Genomic DNA, 16714 nt, shown 5'->3' on the forward strand with positions numbered 1-16714 from the left:
TTTGCCATCTGCAAATGGGCGGGCGCATAATCGAACAGGATAAAACTGCGGACATGAGGGTGAAATGAACTGTTGGGTCGCGGGCGCTATCGCAAAGATCAATGCAGATGCACACAGGTCGGCGGATACACACCTGTTCAAACTGCCGGTTCCGCATCTGGAAGGCGTGGATATCTACCTGAAGGACGAAAGCACACATCCGACGGGCAGTCTCAAACATCGGCTGGCCCGATCCCTGTTCCTCTACGCCTTGTGCAACGGCAAAATCAAAGAAGGCACAACGATCGTCGAGGCGTCATCCGGCAGCACGGCGGTGTCCGAGGCCTACTTCGCGCGTATGATCGGCGTTCCCTTCATCGCTGTAATCCCGAGAAGCACCGCGCACAGCAAGATCAGAATGATCGAGTTTTTTGGGGGCCAAACGCATTTCGTAGACTCTGCACCGGAAATGCACGGCGCATCGGTTGAACTTGCCAGGTCCATTGGCGGCTACTTCATGGATCAGTTCACTTATGCAGAACGGGCCACCGATTGGCGCGGCAACAACAACATAGCGGAAAGCATCTACCGTCAGATGGAATGTGAACCTCATCCAGTGCCTGCGATGCTGGTGATGAGCGCGGGCACCGGCGGGACGTCGGCCACGCTTGGTCGTTTCATTCGCTATAAAGGGTATGATACCGCCCTGACCGTCGTCGATCCGGAGAACTCTGTGTTCTACGACAGCTACCTGACGGGAGACCGAAGCCTGACGTCTGAAACCTCCAGCCGGATCGAGGGCATTGGTCGACCCAAGGTCGAGCGCTCATTTCAACCAGATATCATCGACCGCATGATCAAAGTGCCGGACGCAGCAAGTGTCGCCACGATGCTCTGGCTGGAAAAGCGGATCGGAAGACGCGCCGGCGCGTCGACGGGAACCAACCTTTGGGGTGCGTTGCAGATTGCAAACGAGATGATGGACGCCGGCCGGAACGGCTCGATCGTCACCCTGCTGTGCGACAGCGGAGATCGGTATCTGGATACGTATTACGATCCAGATTGGGTCAAAGCACATATCGGAGATGTCCAGCCCTTCGCCCAGGAACTGGCCGGTGAACCAAACTGAGGCCGGGGCTGTTCAACAATGCCTCACTGATCGACTTTATACACTGTAAACCAAGGCTATGCGTCCGTTGTTTCAATGCGCGGACCCAAAGCGGACCCTGGCTGGCCGTACCGAACCTGTGTCAAAAATCCAGAAGCCAAGAATTCAAACCCCGGCCAGACGCCAATCATGCACGCCTGTCCGACCACCCCCTTCTGAATGACGTTGGCGCCTCGCCGTAGCGTTTTTTGAACCGCACCGTAAGCTGTGTCGCGCTGCCAAAACCTGTCGCGGCCGCGATTTCGGCAACCGTCATCTCAGTTTCGCTGAGCAATGCGTAAGCCCGCGAAACGCGCAGTTCGATGTAAAACTGAACAGGTGAAGTTTCGACATATTTTTGGAAAAGACGCTCAAGCTGGCGACGAGATATCTGCACGGCTTCGGCTATTTCAGAGATATCCAACGGATCTTCCAGGTTTGCCTGCATGATCTGCATGGCGTTGATCAGGTGCTGGTTGCGACTGCCCAATGCCACCGAGAAGGCTGATTTCTGAAGCGTTTTACTATTGTTGGACCGAAAGTGGATGCACATGTCTGACACGATGACCGCCAGTTCGTTTCCAAAATCGGATTCGATCATGTCCAGCATCATGTCGGTAGCGGCATTGCCACCACCACATGTCATAAGCTCATCGTCGATCTCGTACAGGTTTGCCGACGGTTCCAAATTAAAAAAATGTTCGGCAAATGCAGGATGGTTCTCCCAATGCAATGTGAACCGTCTGCCCCCCAGAACCCCGGCTTTTGCAAGGGCAAAAGCTCCTGTGCAAATACCACCCAGATTACACCCAAAGGTTCTCTGACGCCTGATCCACGCCAGAACTTTCGGGTTCGTACTTTCCGCCGGTTCAATTCCCGAACACACAAGCAGTCGCGAGGATCTCGGTAGATTATGCAAGGCAGAATCCGGCGTAATCTCTATCCCGTTCGAACAAGAAACCGGCCTTCCGTCCTCCGTGATCAGAAACCACCTATACAGTTCCTTGTTTGTAACCTGATTGGCGATCCTCAGGGGTTCCACCGCAGCGCTAAAGGCCAGCATGGTCAGCTTTGGCAGCAGCAGGAAATAGATTTCTCTGGCCGACCCATCATACTCTATACGATAGCTGGCGGCGCCCTTTGGGACAAAGTTTCTTGGGTTCATTTTCGCTGCTCCCAGCTTGGATCAGGACGGATGGAAGGCACCAATACGCATTGAGTTTTGGTGCAGGACGGTCAGGTGATCATCTGCGCAACAGGTTAACCGCCTTCCTCCCTGGACCGTATCCCATCGTTGCTCGCTCTGGGTCAGAAGAGCCCGTCATGGCGTAAATGATACCAATGACTGGCGACGGCCAGCAAGCAAGCAAATGCGAGCGGAATATACAGCAGGTTTACGAAATTGCCGTCTGCGATACCCAAGCCAAGCGCCGCGCTAACGAACGCACCGCCCGCATTCAAAGGGATCAGCGGAGAAACCAATGTCCACCTTTCTCAAGGCCACGTTACAATTTCAACGGGGAACAGCCCATGGCGCGACAGACCGGCGCATACATTCGCCCCGGCAGTGCGATTGACAAATATGGATCACCCGTAACGGTATTGGTGGCAACGGATCTCAGGACCGCCGAGGTCGGAACACCGGCGAAGGTCTTTTCCTTTGAAAGGACCACTTTGATGATGGCTTTAAGGCAACTCACGCGTTCAAGCGCTCTGCCGAAACCCAGGGCCACCAGCACCAATGAGATTGTCCATATCATCGACTGAATGCCGCTGCGGTTCAAAACGAGATCAATCTCAGGAAACCCGGCATTGATAAAATAGCCGTTCTTGCCGAAAGTGAACGCTTCAAGCAGTCCGGCCGCCTGAAAAAAATGGCCATGGAGCCGCCCGCAACAGTCCAGCAAACAGCGACGAGATTGGAGGTTGTTTCATGACGGCCAGTATAATGACCAGAACAGCCGGAACGCATCATCCAGCGCGATCGTGATTGCGTGAATAAGCTCTAACGAAACCTGAGACGTATCGATCAGAGTGAAGCCGACGACAAAATAGATCACGAGCGCGAGCGCTATATGGTCCTACCGGAATATTGGAGTTCGTTGGGGCACTTGCGCAGGCATGATGCATTCCTACGCTAATGAAAAGACAGTCATGACAAAACTGTGGGATATGTCCGAAGAAGCGACAGGGTTCATTTGAGCGCTTTGAGCTTCACTGCCGAAATACAGATCTTCAGGCAACGTCCTAATCTGCCAATTTCCGCACGACCCAGCGCCGCATTGGCGTTTCCAACACGCGGAAGTTGGCCCACCCTTGGTTTCGAATATTAATATGGCACCAATCGCAAACCGTCCAAGACAACTCAACAAAAACTCAAAGACAGATCATCTGCAGAAACAGGTGTGAGTGGTTCGAATCCGGTCAAGGCTAAGATTGCACTCAACGAACTGGAAATCTGTTCCGGGAGGCTCAGTTCCGCCATCATTGTGACGCTCCTTAGGTCTGCCAATATAGCCAACATATCGAAACTGTTATGGTTGCCGGTAAGAGACTGAATGCCCCGGGGAAGTGCCGTTCTTGAGACCGGAAAGAGCGGTATATGGACCGTTGTTTCGCTAGACGCTGCCGAGGGGCCGTATTCATTCTAAAGCGGGCCTCGTGGCTCAGGAAACGAACGGCAAGTTTGTCCGCAGAGTCGTCATTAATGCACTGCACCGAGAATGACCCTTTTGCGGACTAAGCTCCAATTCGCTTCCGAGCTGCATCCCGGCCACAGGACTTCAGAAATGCGCAGAAAGCCGACCTTGGAGCTTCCTGTTCTTGGGGTGCTCGGACGCCTTATTCACTCTTGGAAGGGAATGCTGGTATAGGCTCCGACTTCGTCATTTCCTGTGCGTTCGTTGAATGCTCTGATCATTTCGTTTGTAGCTTTGGCCGCTTCGCGGTCCATGCTCTCGAGATCAAATTCGGAGAACGGGAACTCTGCAGCTGAGTCAGGCGGTTGCTTGGGCATTTGCACTGGTGCCGGGAAAGACTCTTCGTTGGGCACTCCTTGGCGAGTACGAATACTATCTTTGGTTACGTTCCAGGTCATGAAGTCCGCCGCCAAGTCCAATGGCCCGTCATATGTCTCTCGTATTGCTGAATAGACAGACAGCGCAATGTCATGATCGTTTTGGAAGTGGTAACAAACCGCCAATCTTGGTTCAGTTTCAGACATGATCTTACCGAATGCTTGTGCGGAAGTGTGCCCCTGAGAGCCCACAAAAATTGCTTCGGAAGGCGCAAACCCATATTTCTCGATCATGAATTCGGGAGGGGTAAAGCACTCATGGATTGCAAGGTCCGCACCCGCCGCATGCTCTCTCCACCATCGTGTTGGAAGCGTATCAGACGAAAAAGCAAATTTTAGTCCGTTCCATTCAAGCAGAAAACTCACTGCTTGTTCACCATGTATGGCCGGCAGGGTTCTGACCTGAACACCGTTTTCGTCAAAAATGACGTTATTTACGATTTTCCAATCGAATTCGTTGACCTCAAGTTGTAACCCTCGGGGATCGACCGCGGCCCCACGAGTCGCTTCTTCCCATGCCCACATTTTCTTCATGTGATCGGCCCAAGACTTTGTTCCCCACTCAGGTTTGATGCCTTCGGGTCCCCAAAGACGAACAGGCGTTAGGCGGTTGTTTACGGGGCCGGTGAAGTAAAAGGCCGGAAAATCACCAGCGTGATCTAGGTGCAGGTGGCCCAAGAAGACTTTATCCAGCTGATCCAGTGGAATCCCAAGCGCCATGATCCGTTCATAGGATCCCTCTCCCATGTCGAAGATGAACTTTTCGCCATTACCCAATTCAACTAAGAAACATGCCGCAGCTTGCTTTAGGCGCGGCTGAGGCATACCGGTTCCACAGGCAACAACTCGCATTTCGTCAGGACCAAGAGACTCGGTTCCCGGATAATAAACAGTTTGGTTAGGAAACGGCTCGGTCCTCGACCATTGGGATGGATCATTGCTCTGCGCGACCACAGTGTTTGCCGAAGCCAAAAAAACCGTAGATATGAACGCCAAAATACAGTTTTTATTTTGCGCGGAAAAAGCCATTGCAATTGCCTCCGATCAGGGTCAACTGGAATTTTCAACAGTCTGAAGCCGATTCATAATAGGATCGCAGATTTTGAATGCGTCTGGCAAGGTTTCAAGAAATTGCCGGATTTGCGGCATGGATTTCTTTTGATTTTGTTGCTGCTTTGGGCTCGGTGTGTACGACTGCAACGCGGACCAAAGCTGCCACTTGGAAAACCAGGTGGTTTACCTATTTGCTGACACCCGTCCGGATCGTTTGAGGTGTATAGCAATGTGCCTTCAAACGCGTCGAGATCATCGGTCATTTGTAGCCAAGGCAATTTGCTTTGCTTGTTGACGTGAAATGTCGGTTTGAAATCCCCCGGGTTTTCGAGCGACGCAGCGTAGAGGTGCATGCCACCCAGATAGTGATCGGCTTCAAATCCAATGGGTGACCCGCTCGTCCCGCAAAAGTGCCTGAAAACGCCATTGGAACTTTCATAGGTGTGGGGTTTGTCACCGGTCCACTCAAAGTTATCTATTGGCACACCGAACCATGCGACCACCGGCGCGGCACAATTCCGACTGCAGTCATCGCAGTGGCAATAGCATGCCCATGTTTGATCACCCCCGTAGACCAAGCTTGTTCTCTTACCAAGACAAAACCCACTCGTTGCCATTTCGACCGTCCTCCATACCTTCGGAAGCATAGGACGCAGACCGTCTTTGAGATGGGTGTTCTAGACGTATCATAAGCAGAGTGCGTCTGAGTTCAGGGTCCGCTATTTACTCCAAGCGGCCACCTGACGATTTCGGTTACAAGAAAATGTGCGCAACGACAGCTAAGCGGACCTTTGTTTCGTTGAGCAACCTTTCTGGTGCGTTCTTCAAACCGCTTTTCGAGCCGTCACAACAAAGTGGGTTAGCGAAAAGAAAAAACGTCCACTGTCTGCCAGCAAACGTTGCTCTTCCGCCCAATTCCTGGCTTCCTCCACTGGAACAAGTTTCTTGGCTTCGGCAAATCCGCGCATCAAGGTGATCATCATATTCGCCAGCCCATCGGGCTTCAGTTGCGTATCACAAATTGTGATTGGCGTGACACTTTCCACCGAGAAGCCAGCCTCCCTCAGCAATGGTGACAAAAGGGCCGGAACGCGGCGTTCGGCGAAATGATGATCCCAGGCCTTGACCATTCGCTCCATTCTGTCCGGTGCGTCGCTGTGCCAAATCAGACTGTCAAAGTGAATATCGCCGATGACGAGTATTCCGCCGGGTTTGAGAGCGCGATGAATTTCAGACAAAGCCGATGGAACATCGTCCAAGTACTCAAAGACCTGCACCGAAACAGCCTTGTCGATCGTATTGGACGAAATCGGTAGGTTGTCTGCTGAACCGGCAGCAAACTCAACACAGCTTTGGCCTTGGCACCGTTGTTGAGCCGACTGACGCATGTCTTCACTTGGGTCCACGCCAATAATACGACCGCTAGCCCCCACTGCCCGGGCAAGCTCTAGGGTCAGAAGCCCGTTGCCGCAGCCAACGTCAAGGATCGTTTCACCTGGACCGGGCCTAAGGGCATCAAAGGACCCCTGACGCCGTCTTGTGACATCAGCGCCTTGGTACACGCTATCCAGAAGCCGGGTGGTTTCTGCATCGAATTCAAGCATGAAGTGTTCTCAGTCGCTTTAACCAATGCAATGGCATTATCACATCGGTGCATGAAAGTCTGCCTTGGGCTCTCTGCGGTCATACGCTGCGCTGCTCACGAACGTTGGATATGCTGATGAAACCTGCCATTTGGCCCCTTGATAGATTCAGTTGGTCGACACGGTGTCGGTGCATGGAGAGGGAAGGAAGGATGGAGGACAATTGATGTCCATTTTTCAACTTCCTGCCATCACACCGAAACGCCCGCCGTGGAATAAAGGTCGCCTTATAGGCCAAAAACGCCCGCTTCTCGCGAAGCAGGTCTGGGCCATCCGCGTCCGGCTTGAACTCTCAGACAATCTCAGGGACTTGGCACTCTTCAATCTTGCGATCGATAGCAAGCTGCGAGGCTGCGATCTGGTTCGCTTGAACGTTGCCGATCTTGTTATTGGTGATCGTGTCCGCGAACGCGTGACAGTTGTCCAGAGCAAAACAAAGCGGCCAGCCCAATTCGAGGTTTCGGAAAACACCCGCCAGTCCATCTGGACCTGGGTATGTCGCCCGGAGATGCTTGGATCCACTTTCCTTTTCCCAAGCCGCTTCCACGAAAGGCCGCATATATCAAGGCGACAGTACGCGCGTCTGGTCCGCGATTGGGTGTCGGCGATTGGTTTGGAGCCAAGCGATTACGGCACGCATTCACTAAGACGCACCCAAGCGGCACTGATCTACCGGAAAGCAGGCAGTCTACGCACGGTGCAGCTCTTGCTTGGCCACACCAAGATCGACAGCACAGTTCGATATCTTGGCGTTGAACTGGAAGACGCGCTGAGTATCGCAGAAAAGATCGACGTGTGAAGATTGGGCGGGCGGCAAGAGTCGCCCGCTTTTCGTGACTGGCAATTGTCGCATCAGTGCTGACCTTCCACTGGACTTCCGAGCCGAGACGAGCGCCACCGTCGTTGATTGAGTTGAATTTCTCGCCCGGATCGCCGGGGCTCAGGTCAGTAGCTGGGTTGTCATCATTGCCATGTGAATGCTTGCGGGAAGTAAGCAGTCACTCTAGAATATTTCGGCGAACGTCCTCTTCGAGAGCGAAAAGCGGGCGTCGCAATTTCGCGCCGTGCGTGCCCCTCAGCGGAGAAATATCGGAGGGTGAAACTCGCAGAGCGCGCAAAAAACCGGCCTCGAAAAATGGCTTGGTTGTGTGTAGTTGTATGGCTGAGCTTATTGCTCTTCCTGTACAGACAACAGCTAGGTGAAGAAAAAAGATAACGTCCAGACGAACGAGGAAATGAAAGACTGTACTTTCGGCCTCTCCAATCGACTTCAGGTGCCGACAATTTGGCATTTTCGTTCTGGGTGCTAATTCGCTTCTGAAATTGTTAACCCACCCCGCTTCACCAAGAGGTCAACAATTGCGGCAACCCCTTTTTTGTGACGAAGGGACGAAAACAAAAAAGGCCGTCCTTTGCGCATTCTGGCTGCGTCTCTTTCCATGACCTCCAGTGAAGCGCCAACATGCGGCGCCAGATCCGTTTTGTTTATGACCAGGATGTCGGATTTTGTTATGGCCGGTCCGCCCTTTCGTGGGATTTCCTCACCAGCGGCGACGTCAATCACATAGATTGTGAGGTCCGCGAGCTCCGGGCTGAAAGTAGCCGACAGGTTGTCGCCGCCGCTTTCGATAAGAACAATATCGAGATCGGGATGGCGTTCCTGCATTTCAGCGACCGCTGCTAGGTTGATCGATGCATCCTCGCGGATCGCTGTATGTGGACAACCGCCGGTTTCGACGCCGATAATTCTATCTTGGGGAAGAATTTGCATACGCATCAATGCTTCAGCGTCCTCCTGAGTATAAATGTCATTGGTGATGACACTCACCGAACAGACGTCGCGCAGAGCTTCAGATAAGGCAGCAGTCAAAGTGGTCTTTCCGGCTCCAACCGGACCACCGATGCCAACGCGAAGAGGGCCGTTCATATTGTTCATGTACGGAATATCCTTGAATACTGTGTTTCGTGTTTCATCGACGCTATGTCCGTCAGGAACGCAGTCGAACTCAGTTCTTCTAAGCCTGCCATTTGCGCTTTTTCGGCGATATGAGCGCATAGCGGTGTCAAGTTACGTATCAGTCTCTGAGAATCGGTTTGGCCCAGCGGCACTAGGCGCGTTGCGCAGGCGACCAAGTTGCTTGCAAATGCTTGTAAATACATCTTTGTCGCCAGTAACATGGGGAGGCCCTGCAGACGTGCGGCGTGGCCTACTGAAACTGGATAGGCATATTGTTGGATATCTAGTTCCCAGACGTCTCCTGTGACCGTCCCGAATGCTTGTCCCAGCAATTCGGTTTCCATTTTTCTTTCAGATGACGCGCAGATGGCCCGCGCTTTGGCATCGACACTGATAAGTTCATCTTTATCCTGAGCGTTGTATGCGGACACTACGAACAGAGCGTCATTCCATCCAGATCCATATTCCAGCGCATGTGAAACCCAGGCTTGGGTATCTTGTGAACTGGAGACAGCTCCCTCGTCAATTGCAGCTTCCAGCCCATGAGAATAGGCAAAGCCCCCTACGGGATATGCCGGAGACAACCACTGGGTTAGCGTAAGGATATCAGCGTCAGTGGGCGTGGCCATGAGTCCTGCCGTGGCCATAGGCCCCACCTTCGGGGGTGAACGGTTCGTGAACCTCCCGAACCGAGGCTCCGATTTTCAGAAGCATATCTCGGATCACATGATCGACCTGAATCAGAAGCCGATCCTTTTCGATTTGGCAGGGCGTGTGGCGATTGCCGATATGCCAAGCAATGCGCTTCAGGTCCGGGGCTTTAACCTCCAGCAACGCTTCGGGTGCAGCCTGTATTTCCACTTCGCGACCGTCATCCAGAACCAAAGCGCCACCGTGGTTCAACGAAGTCGTTTGTGCCAGATCGATGAGAATCTGTTCGCCACTTTCGCAGGTCAAAACCTTGCGCCGCAAAAAGCGGTCGTCATAGGTTAATGACAGACAGTCTGCTGGATCGCTATGCGTGTGATCCGAATACTTACGTGCAATACAGAGCAGGGCGGTCATACCGTCGCCTCCTCTGCAGGGGGAATGGTCAGAGCCAGATTGAGTCCGAAAATACCCGATGCACGATCCGTTCGCGCGCCAGGCCGCGCTTTTTCAACTCTTCGTCGCTCAGTGATTGCAGGAATTCGACTTGCCGGACGCGTGATTGAGCTTCGGCCACGCTGATCAGGGCCGAGTAGATTGACGATCCGATGGATGCGATCAAATTTGGCAGCGAAAAGCGTGCGTGTGTTTGTGCTGTTGAGTGTGCCATTTGGACCCTCGTAAATGTTGGTCCTCCCATTGGATTTAATATTTGTCATAGTGGCCTCATTTAGAAGAGCGTGTTTGGTCATTTCAGCCTTGCGCGGGCCGCAACTCAGCACATTTTTGATCAGAACAAAAAGTATCGTTGCGCCATTGGCAGGACTTCGGCGGGTTGGCAGGTCAGCAACTCGCCATCCGCCCGGACTTCGTAGGTTTCCGGATCAACTTCGACTTGCGGCGTCGCGTTGTTCAGCAGAAGATCCTGCTTGCCGATCTCACGCGTGTTTTGGACGGCGACGGTCTGTTTTGCCAATCCCAGTGCATCACCGATCCCGTCCGCATAGGCGGCTTGCGAGACAAATGTGATTGCCGAGTTTTCTACCGACCGACCATATGCGCCAAACATGGGGCGGCTATAGACAGGCTGCGGTGTGGGGATAGACGCGTTGGGATCGCCCATCTGCGCACACGCAATCGTGCCGCCCAGCAGAACCATCTCGGGCTTCACTCCGAAAAAGGCAGGGTTCCATAGGACTAAGTCGGCGCGCTTGCCTTCTTCGATGCTACCGATCTCATGGCTGAGGCCGTGGGCAATGGCTGGGTTGATGGTGTATTTCGCGATGTAGCGGCGGACGCGAAAGTTGTCGTTCTCACCGGTTTCTTCGGGTAGACGACCGCGCTGTTTCTTCATCTTATCGGCGGTTTGCCAGGTGCGGATCAATACCTCTCCGACCCGACCCATGGCCTGGCTGTCAGACGCGATGATCGAGAACGCGCCCATGTCGTGCAGGATATCTTCGGCTGCGATGGTCTCGCGCCGGATGCGGCTTTCGGCAAAGGCCACGTCCTCGGGGATGGACTTGTCGAGGTGATGACAGACCATCAGCATGTCCAAATGCTCTTCGACCGTATTCACTGTGAAGGGCCGCGTGGGATTGGTCGAGGACGGCAGAACGTAGTTCTCGCCGCAGATCTTGATGATGTCCGGGGCGTGTCCACCGCCTGCGCCTTCAGTGTGGAAGGCGTGAATCGTGCGACCTTTTATGGCCGCCAAGGTGTTTTCCACAAAGCCTGATTCATTCAGCGTGTCAGTGTGGATCATCACCTGCACGTCCATTGCATCGGCTGTCGACAGGCAGCAGTCGATGGCGGCGGGGGTTGTTCCCCAGTCTTCGTGCAGTTTCAGGGCACACGCTCCGGCTTTGATCTGTTCCTCCAGTCCAGCGGGTAGAGAGGCATTGCCCTTACCTGCAAAGGCTAGATTCATTGGAAACGCATCAGCGGCCTGCAACATCCGCCCGATATGCCAAGGTCCAGGGGTGCATGTGGTCGCCAGCGTACCATGCGCAGGCCCTGTGCCGCCGCCCAGCATTGTGGTCAGGCCGGAATTCAGCGCGTCCTCGATTTGTTGCGGGCAAATAAAGTGGATATGGCTGTCGAACCCGCCCGCCGTCAGGATGCGACCCTCTCCTGCAATTGCCTCAGTACCAGGGCCTATGATGATGTCCACGCCAGGTTGCGTATCGGGGTTGCCGGCTTTCCCAATCTTGGCGATACGCCCGCCCGTCAACCCAACGTCCGCTTTGTAGATACCGGAATAATCGACGATCAGTGCGTTGGTGATCACCGTATCCACGGCCCCTTCGGCGCGGGTGGCCTGAGATTGCCCCATCCCGTCGCGAATGACTTTGCCACCACCGAACTTGACCTCTTCCCCATAGACATCTTCGCGGTGCCCGGTTTCGCTGAAACGCGCAGCCGTTGCGCGCTCAACGATCAGGTCCTTCTCAACCTCGATGATCAGTTCGGTATCTGCCAATCGTACTTTGTCACCAACCGTGGGGCCGAACATTGACGCATAGTCACTTCGGCTGATCTTGCCCGGCATCTTTCAGAGCCCCCATGATATGCATATTGAAACCGTAGATGTGCCGGCGCCCGTCAACTGGCACCAGTATGACTTCGCGAGTCTGGCCCGGCTCAAATCTCACAGCCGTGCCTGCCGGGATGTCCAACCGCATCCCCAAGGCCGCGTAGCGATCAAAATCCAAGGCAGAGTTGGCTTCGGCAAAATGGTAATGGCTGCCGACCTGCACCGGTCGATCACCGGTATTGGCGACAACAACAAGACGACTGCTGCGTCCTGCGTTGAGTGTCAGTGAACCCTCGGCAGGTATGATCTCACCCGGGATCATTTAGGCAGATTCAATATGACCGTGATGGCGATGACCGCGATCAATGCCAGCCCAGCTGCGAGCAGGGCGAAATCACTGCCATGGGCATGAATATGGGTATCCGTATGGGCCAAAGCAGGACCAGCCAAAATAAAAGCGGGAAACAACAATCGGTTCATTTGGAACTCCTTGGAAATTAGCGGATTGGGTTGTGAACAGTGACAAGCTTAGTGCCGTCTGGGAAAGTAGCTTCGACCTGCACCTCGTGGATCATCTCGGGCACGCCTTGCATGCATTGGTCGCGGGTGATCACTTCGGCGCCGGCTTGCATCATATCGGCGACTGAACAGCCATCGCGCGCGCCTTCGACCACGGCGTCGGTAATCAGGGCAATGGCCTCGGGGTGGTTCAACTTGACACCGCGGGCCAGCCGTTTGCGGGCGACCTCAGCAGCCATGGCAACCAGTAGTTTGTCTTTTTCACGAGGGGTCAGGTTCATCTCAGAGAATCCAGCAACGGGGTAATGTGTCTTTGTTCAGCCTGCGCAGAACCGGGACCAGAGTGCGGCGAAGGGCCAAGCTGTTGTGGGCTAGAACACGGATAGCCAGCAGGTCATTTTGGATTAGTGTTGCACCGGCGTCGTCGGGCAGCATTCCGCGAATAGAATCCAAATGACCTTCGGCAGCCTCCGATGCAAAGACGATCAGTGCCATCGCCCCTGCGCCGTTTGCAATATGCGGCTTGGATAGGTGAGAGTGCCAATTACCGGAGAACCGCATCGCATCCAGGAACACCAGCTTTCCTTCGTGTCGAATCTCGATCCGATCGCTTAAGCGGATATCGGTCAACGTCTCGCCCATGGCGGCGCGCCCAAAGACCAGCGGCTCTACCATCAAAACCTCGGCACCCGGTTGCTTGTCGATCTTCAGGCGTCGTTCCAAGGCACTGCCGTTGAACAAAATGCTCTCTTGCGGCAACCAATTCAGGCGGGCTCCTGCTTCAACCGTCAGATGATTGATAACCTGGGCACGTTCTTCAGGTTGGGCCTTGTAGGCACGCTCGCAGGCTTGTGTCGTCAGTGTCAGCGCGGTGCCTTCCGCTGCCTTGCCTGAAAACCGGAATGAATCGCCGCCTGTCACACCACCTGCAGTGTTCAGAAGAACCGCATCAAGATCAGGCGTCGGGGTTCTGGGAAACAGGCATTTCAAAGACCCGGACTGGCGCAACTTGTCGAGCACGGTCCTTTGGCCCAATTTCTTGGTGCTCAAGTAGACGGTGCCTGCAGCACGGGGCGGCAGCGCACTGTACGTCGGCAATATGGCAGCAGCTTGGGTAATCGGGCACCTTTAAAGCGTCGTTTTGGTGCCACTTGTTTCTCTATTGTAGGGTCGGAACGCTAATCTGCAGCGTCTCAAACTGCCTATTTCCATATCGTGTGGCTAAATATTAGACAGAGACGTCAGTCCTAGATGAAAAAACAGGCACACCTTGCCGACTTTCTAATTTGGGTCAAAGGTAAGTTGCCAAACTTGCTGCGATGCAGAACCGGCGCAGGAGCGACCTTCCTGGCGGTAAGCAGCAACAGCTGGCCATCGCGCGAGCGCTGATCACGAGGCTGCGACTGCTGCTGAATGAGCCAACCGAAGGCATTCAGCCGAAGTTAGTCCAGCAGATTGGCGAAGTGATCTGGCACCCTAGAACGACGAGTGGAACAGAAATTGTCGTAGTCGAGCAGTATTTCGACTTCAAGTATGACCTTGCTAAAAAGATTGTCGTGTTGTGACGTGGAGAAGTCATGGTCAAAGGCATACGATGCTCCTTGGCTGGCAGTTTTCAAACGGGAGCTGCATTCCTTGCCACGCGGAGGCAACGACGTTCAAGTCGACAGCTTTGCCCATTTTCTGAACTGGTCCAAGGGACAGGGACTCTACCGGGCTCTGGGTCGAGATCACCAGATCAACATCGAACTCCGGGAGCGCAATCGCGAGAGGTTCAAATGACGGTAGAGTCCCGGAGTAAAGCTTGAAGACGCATCGAACTGTGTTTCAAAGGTGGTCACCTAATTCGATCCCGCGAGCGGTCCAAATGACTGCTCGCAACCGCTAACCAGTCTTTTGACTATTGCCCCGAATGACCGCTCCGAGCCCAAAGCGGACATGTCCGTTCCACATATTATGTGCGTCCTCAGGGAGAGGGACCGCAAAAGCTTTGGTGCTTGCGATACCCCGGAACTTGCACAATAAACATGGCCCATCGCGCTGCGGTTCACTAAGCTGACTGAGTTTTCCTGGTTCATGGAGGAACGATTGTGCGGTGGATAAGACCACTGATTGCCGGAGTATCCCCCCCGTGCCTGCTTTTAGGTCTTCTGTTCTTTGCAGCCTCGCTGACCCCCTCCCTCATTCCACGCGATCCAATGGTTCAGGGATTATTAGGCGGGATCTTGGTGGCGCTTGGCTACCTACTGGGACGTGTGCTCGAATTGATTTGGCAGGCCGCCGATCTGCCTCGCATGCGCGGACGTCTAGCGCTTGTTGGCAACATTGTCTTTGCGGCTCTTGTTGCCGGATTTTCAATATGGACGCTGACTTTCAGCTTTGAATGGCAGAATGAGCTACGCGCAAAAATGGGGATGGAGCTTGCAGATGCAAAGCACCTGGCGCAGATCCTCTTGGCAGGGACCGGAACCTTTGCGCTTTTTTTCTGATCGGCGCGTTCGTGGCGGCCCTGTTCCGATGGGTCAGGGACCGCTTCTATCGCTTCATGCCGCCGCGCCGGGCCAACGTTCTGGGCGTTGTGACGGTCGCCCTACTGCTCTTCGTCGTCACCCGCGACGGCATTTTCGACTGGTTTGTTACAGGCCTGGATGAAAGCTTCGAGGCCGCTCAGATGCTTTTTGATATCGCGCCTGACCTGCCCGAAAGACCGGATCAGGCTGGTTCCGAAGCGTCTCTGATTGACTGGGCGGCGATGGGTCAACCTGGTCGAGATTTCGTCCTGGATGGCCCGGACGCCGAAGCGATTTCCGCCTTCACAGGCAAACCCGCGCTGGACCCTATTCGGGTTTATGTCGGCCGGGCGAACGGCGAGTCACCGCAAGAGCGGGCCGAACTGGCACTTGCCGAGCTAAAACGGCTAAGGGCTTTTGATCGGGAAGTTCTGATCGTTACTAGCCCCACAGGAACCGGTTGGATGGATCCGGGTTCTCACGATCCGGTGGAATACATGCACAATGGCGACATCGCGACGGTTAGCGCCCAGTATTCCTACTTACAATCACCTCTGGCACTGGTTCTAGAAACCCGGACCGGCCTCGATCAGGCGACCGCGCTTCTCGACGTGGTGCACTCCTATTGGCGGACGCTGCCAAAGGATCGCCGCCCAAGATTTTACGTGCATGGTCTGAGCCTTGGTGCCTGGTCGTCAATGCACGCCACCAACCTCTTCCGCCTTGCCGACGACCCGATCGATGGAGCCTTCTGGGCCGGCCCGCCGTTTCCGTCACGGTTCTGGCAGCAAGCACAAAACGCGCGCGAACCTGGCAGTCCATGGGTGCTCCCCATCATTGGGAACGGGTCGTTCGTTCGATTTGCGTCTCACTTCTCGGATGCCTCTCAAGCCATCGCCGACTGGGGGGAGATGCGGATCGTATTCCTGCAGTATTCCAGCGATCCGATCGTTTTCTACGATCCCAGTTCGCTTTGGCGGGCACCGCCCTGGATGAACGAAACTCCGGCTGAAGATGTATCAAAGCAACTCGTCTTCATCCCGATAGTCACGCAGTTTCAGTTGGCCCTCGACATGGCGTTATCTTTTGGTACGCCACCAGGACATGGACACGCCTATTTTGCTCAGGATTACATCTCGCCCTGGGTCGAGGTCACGGCCCCTGCGGACTGGACTGCTACTGACACCAAACGGCTGAAAGCGCATTGCGATATCGGGTACCAGCTTGGATGCCGGAACCAGTGAGCCAGTGAGCCAGTGAGCCAGTGAGCCAGTGAGCCAGTGAGCCAGTGAGCCAGTGAGCCAGTGTTGACGTTCCTTACTCTGTCTTGCAAGCTCTGCACAGGCCGTCGCTAGAAGCTGAGAGTTTATTCCGCATTCCTGAGAAGCGGCGCGCAAGGCGTGCGTCTGCTTCGGGCTCGCCCTGGTCGTTCGGCCAAATTCAGTGAACGACTGCTATGCGGACTTTGCCGTCATTGACATCACAGGGCTCTGTTGCACAAATCCCGTGTGGGATTCATCTCATGAATCCAGCGTGGTAGCTGGGATGCATGAGCAGACCTACTCCCCCGGCCTACAGGACCAGGAACTGGCCAGCCTACAATGAAGCGCTCAAGCGCCGCGGCTCGCTGGCGATCTTGTTTGACC

At 54.4% G+C, this 16714-nt stretch carries 18 protein-coding genes and 3 pseudogenes; 6 read left to right on the forward strand and 15 right to left on the reverse strand.

Annotated elements, in window-relative coordinates:
• Positions 1-64 precede the first annotated feature (64 nt).
• On the forward strand, positions 65-1108 hold the full coding sequence (locus ACR1XU_RS20725; RefSeq protein WP_480909296.1) for a PLP-dependent cysteine synthase family protein: 1044 nt from the start codon (positions 65-67) through the stop codon (positions 1106-1108).
• A 166-nt stretch (positions 1109-1274) separates the two neighbouring features.
• On the opposite strand, the gene ACR1XU_RS20730 is transcribed toward ACR1XU_RS20725, so the two are convergent.
• The 6 genes from ACR1XU_RS20730 to ACR1XU_RS20755 all read right to left on the reverse strand — a co-directional run bounded on the left by ACR1XU_RS20730 (position 1275) and on the right by ACR1XU_RS20755 (position 6859).
• Complete coding sequence (locus ACR1XU_RS20730) at positions 1275-2291, reverse strand: GlxA family transcriptional regulator (RefSeq protein WP_480909299.1); 1017 nt, start codon at positions 2289-2291, stop codon at positions 1275-1277.
• 340 nt (positions 2292-2631) lie between these two features.
• On the reverse strand, positions 2632-2886 hold the full coding sequence (locus ACR1XU_RS20735; protein WP_480909301.1) for a Na+/H+ antiporter NhaC family protein: 255 nt from the start codon (positions 2884-2886) through the stop codon (positions 2632-2634).
• 171 nt (positions 2887-3057) lie between these two features.
• A complete protein-coding gene (locus ACR1XU_RS20740) occupies positions 3058-3186 on the reverse strand; it encodes a hypothetical protein (RefSeq protein WP_480909304.1) in 129 nt (42 codons plus the stop codon).
• A gap of 785 nt (positions 3187-3971) precedes the next feature.
• The gene (gene gntH, locus ACR1XU_RS20745; protein ID WP_480909307.1) at positions 3972-5231 is read right to left on the reverse strand and encodes a guanitoxin biosynthesis MBL fold metallo-hydrolase GntH; all 1260 of its coding nucleotides are present in this window, start codon (positions 5229-5231) and stop codon (positions 3972-3974) included.
• Positions 5232-5284: 53 nt separating this feature from the next.
• Complete coding sequence (locus ACR1XU_RS20750; RefSeq protein ID WP_480909309.1) at positions 5285-5902, reverse strand: GFA family protein; 618 nt, start codon at positions 5900-5902, stop codon at positions 5285-5287.
• Between the two features lie 177 nt (positions 5903-6079).
• On the reverse strand, positions 6080-6859 hold the full coding sequence (locus ACR1XU_RS20755; RefSeq protein WP_480909311.1) for a methyltransferase domain-containing protein: 780 nt from the start codon (positions 6857-6859) through the stop codon (positions 6080-6082).
• Positions 6860-7064: 205 nt separating this feature from the next.
• Between ACR1XU_RS20755 and ACR1XU_RS20760 the strand changes: the two genes are divergently transcribed.
• Positions 7065-7697: a tyrosine-type recombinase/integrase gene (locus ACR1XU_RS20760; RefSeq protein ID WP_480909313.1), complete on the forward strand. Its 633-nt coding sequence runs from the start codon at positions 7065-7067 to the stop codon at positions 7695-7697.
• 507 nt (positions 7698-8204) lie between these two features.
• Here the strand turns inward: ACR1XU_RS20760 and ureG are convergent.
• The 9 genes from ureG to ACR1XU_RS20805 all read right to left on the reverse strand — a co-directional run bounded on the left by ureG (position 8205) and on the right by ACR1XU_RS20805 (position 13608).
• On the reverse strand, positions 8205-8834 hold the full coding sequence (gene ureG / locus ACR1XU_RS20765; RefSeq protein ID WP_170613833.1) for an urease accessory protein UreG: 630 nt from the start codon (positions 8832-8834) through the stop codon (positions 8205-8207).
• Positions 8831-9502 (reverse strand): urease accessory protein UreF, encoded by a 672-nt coding sequence (locus ACR1XU_RS20770; RefSeq protein WP_480909316.1) that lies wholly within the window; start codon positions 9500-9502, stop codon positions 8831-8833. The genes ureG and ACR1XU_RS20770 overlap by 4 nt, the downstream gene beginning before the upstream one ends.
• The gene (ureE, locus tag ACR1XU_RS20775; RefSeq protein ID WP_480909319.1) at positions 9468-9920 is read right to left on the reverse strand and encodes an urease accessory protein UreE; all 453 of its coding nucleotides are present in this window, start codon (positions 9918-9920) and stop codon (positions 9468-9470) included. Before ureE ends, ACR1XU_RS20770 begins: the two co-directional genes overlap by 35 nt.
• 28 nt (positions 9921-9948) lie before the next feature.
• Positions 9949-10173, reverse strand: coding sequence for a DUF1127 domain-containing protein (locus ACR1XU_RS20780; RefSeq protein ID WP_170613839.1), 225 nt, complete (start codon positions 10171-10173; stop codon positions 9949-9951).
• Between the two features lie 120 nt (positions 10174-10293).
• Positions 10294-12054, reverse strand: coding sequence for an urease subunit alpha (gene ureC / locus ACR1XU_RS20785; protein WP_480909322.1), 1761 nt, complete (start codon positions 12052-12054; stop codon positions 10294-10296).
• Positions 12029-12361 carry an urease subunit beta gene (locus ACR1XU_RS20790; protein WP_170613842.1) on the reverse strand — a complete coding sequence of 111 codons (333 nt, stop codon included), beginning with the start codon at positions 12359-12361 and terminating at the stop codon, positions 12029-12031. The genes ureC and ACR1XU_RS20790 overlap by 26 nt, the downstream gene beginning before the upstream one ends.
• Complete coding sequence (locus tag ACR1XU_RS20795; RefSeq protein WP_480909325.1) at positions 12358-12519, reverse strand: hypothetical protein; 162 nt, start codon at positions 12517-12519, stop codon at positions 12358-12360. The genes ACR1XU_RS20790 and ACR1XU_RS20795 overlap by 4 nt, the downstream gene beginning before the upstream one ends.
• Before the next feature lie 17 nt (positions 12520-12536).
• Positions 12537-12839 (reverse strand): urease subunit gamma, encoded by a 303-nt coding sequence (locus ACR1XU_RS20800; RefSeq protein ID WP_170613846.1) that lies wholly within the window; start codon positions 12837-12839, stop codon positions 12537-12539.
• Position 12840: 1 nt separating this feature from the next.
• Complete coding sequence (locus ACR1XU_RS20805) at positions 12841-13608, reverse strand: urease accessory protein UreD (RefSeq protein WP_480909327.1); 768 nt, start codon at positions 13606-13608, stop codon at positions 12841-12843.
• A gap of 260 nt (positions 13609-13868) precedes the next feature.
• Between ACR1XU_RS20805 and ACR1XU_RS20810 the strand changes: the two are divergent.
• The 4 genes and pseudogenes from ACR1XU_RS20810 to ACR1XU_RS20825 all read left to right on the forward strand — a co-directional run.
• Positions 13869-14120 (forward strand): annotated as a pseudogene (locus ACR1XU_RS20810) (ABC transporter ATP-binding protein); the annotation flags it as partial.
• Positions 14121-14756: 636 nt separating this feature from the next.
• Positions 14757-15289, forward strand: a pseudogene (locus ACR1XU_RS20815) (alpha/beta-hydrolase N-terminal domain-containing protein); the annotation flags it as partial.
• 21 nt (positions 15290-15310) lie between these two features.
• Positions 15311-16312, forward strand: a complete 1002-nt coding sequence (locus tag ACR1XU_RS20820; RefSeq protein WP_480909330.1) for an alpha/beta-hydrolase family protein — start codon at positions 15311-15313, stop codon at positions 16310-16312.
• 305 nt (positions 16313-16617) lie between these two features.
• Positions 16618-16714: pseudogene (locus tag ACR1XU_RS20825) on the forward strand (IS5/IS1182 family transposase); the annotation flags it as partial.

It is taken from the genome of Ruegeria sp. D1(2025), from assembly GCF_056536425.1.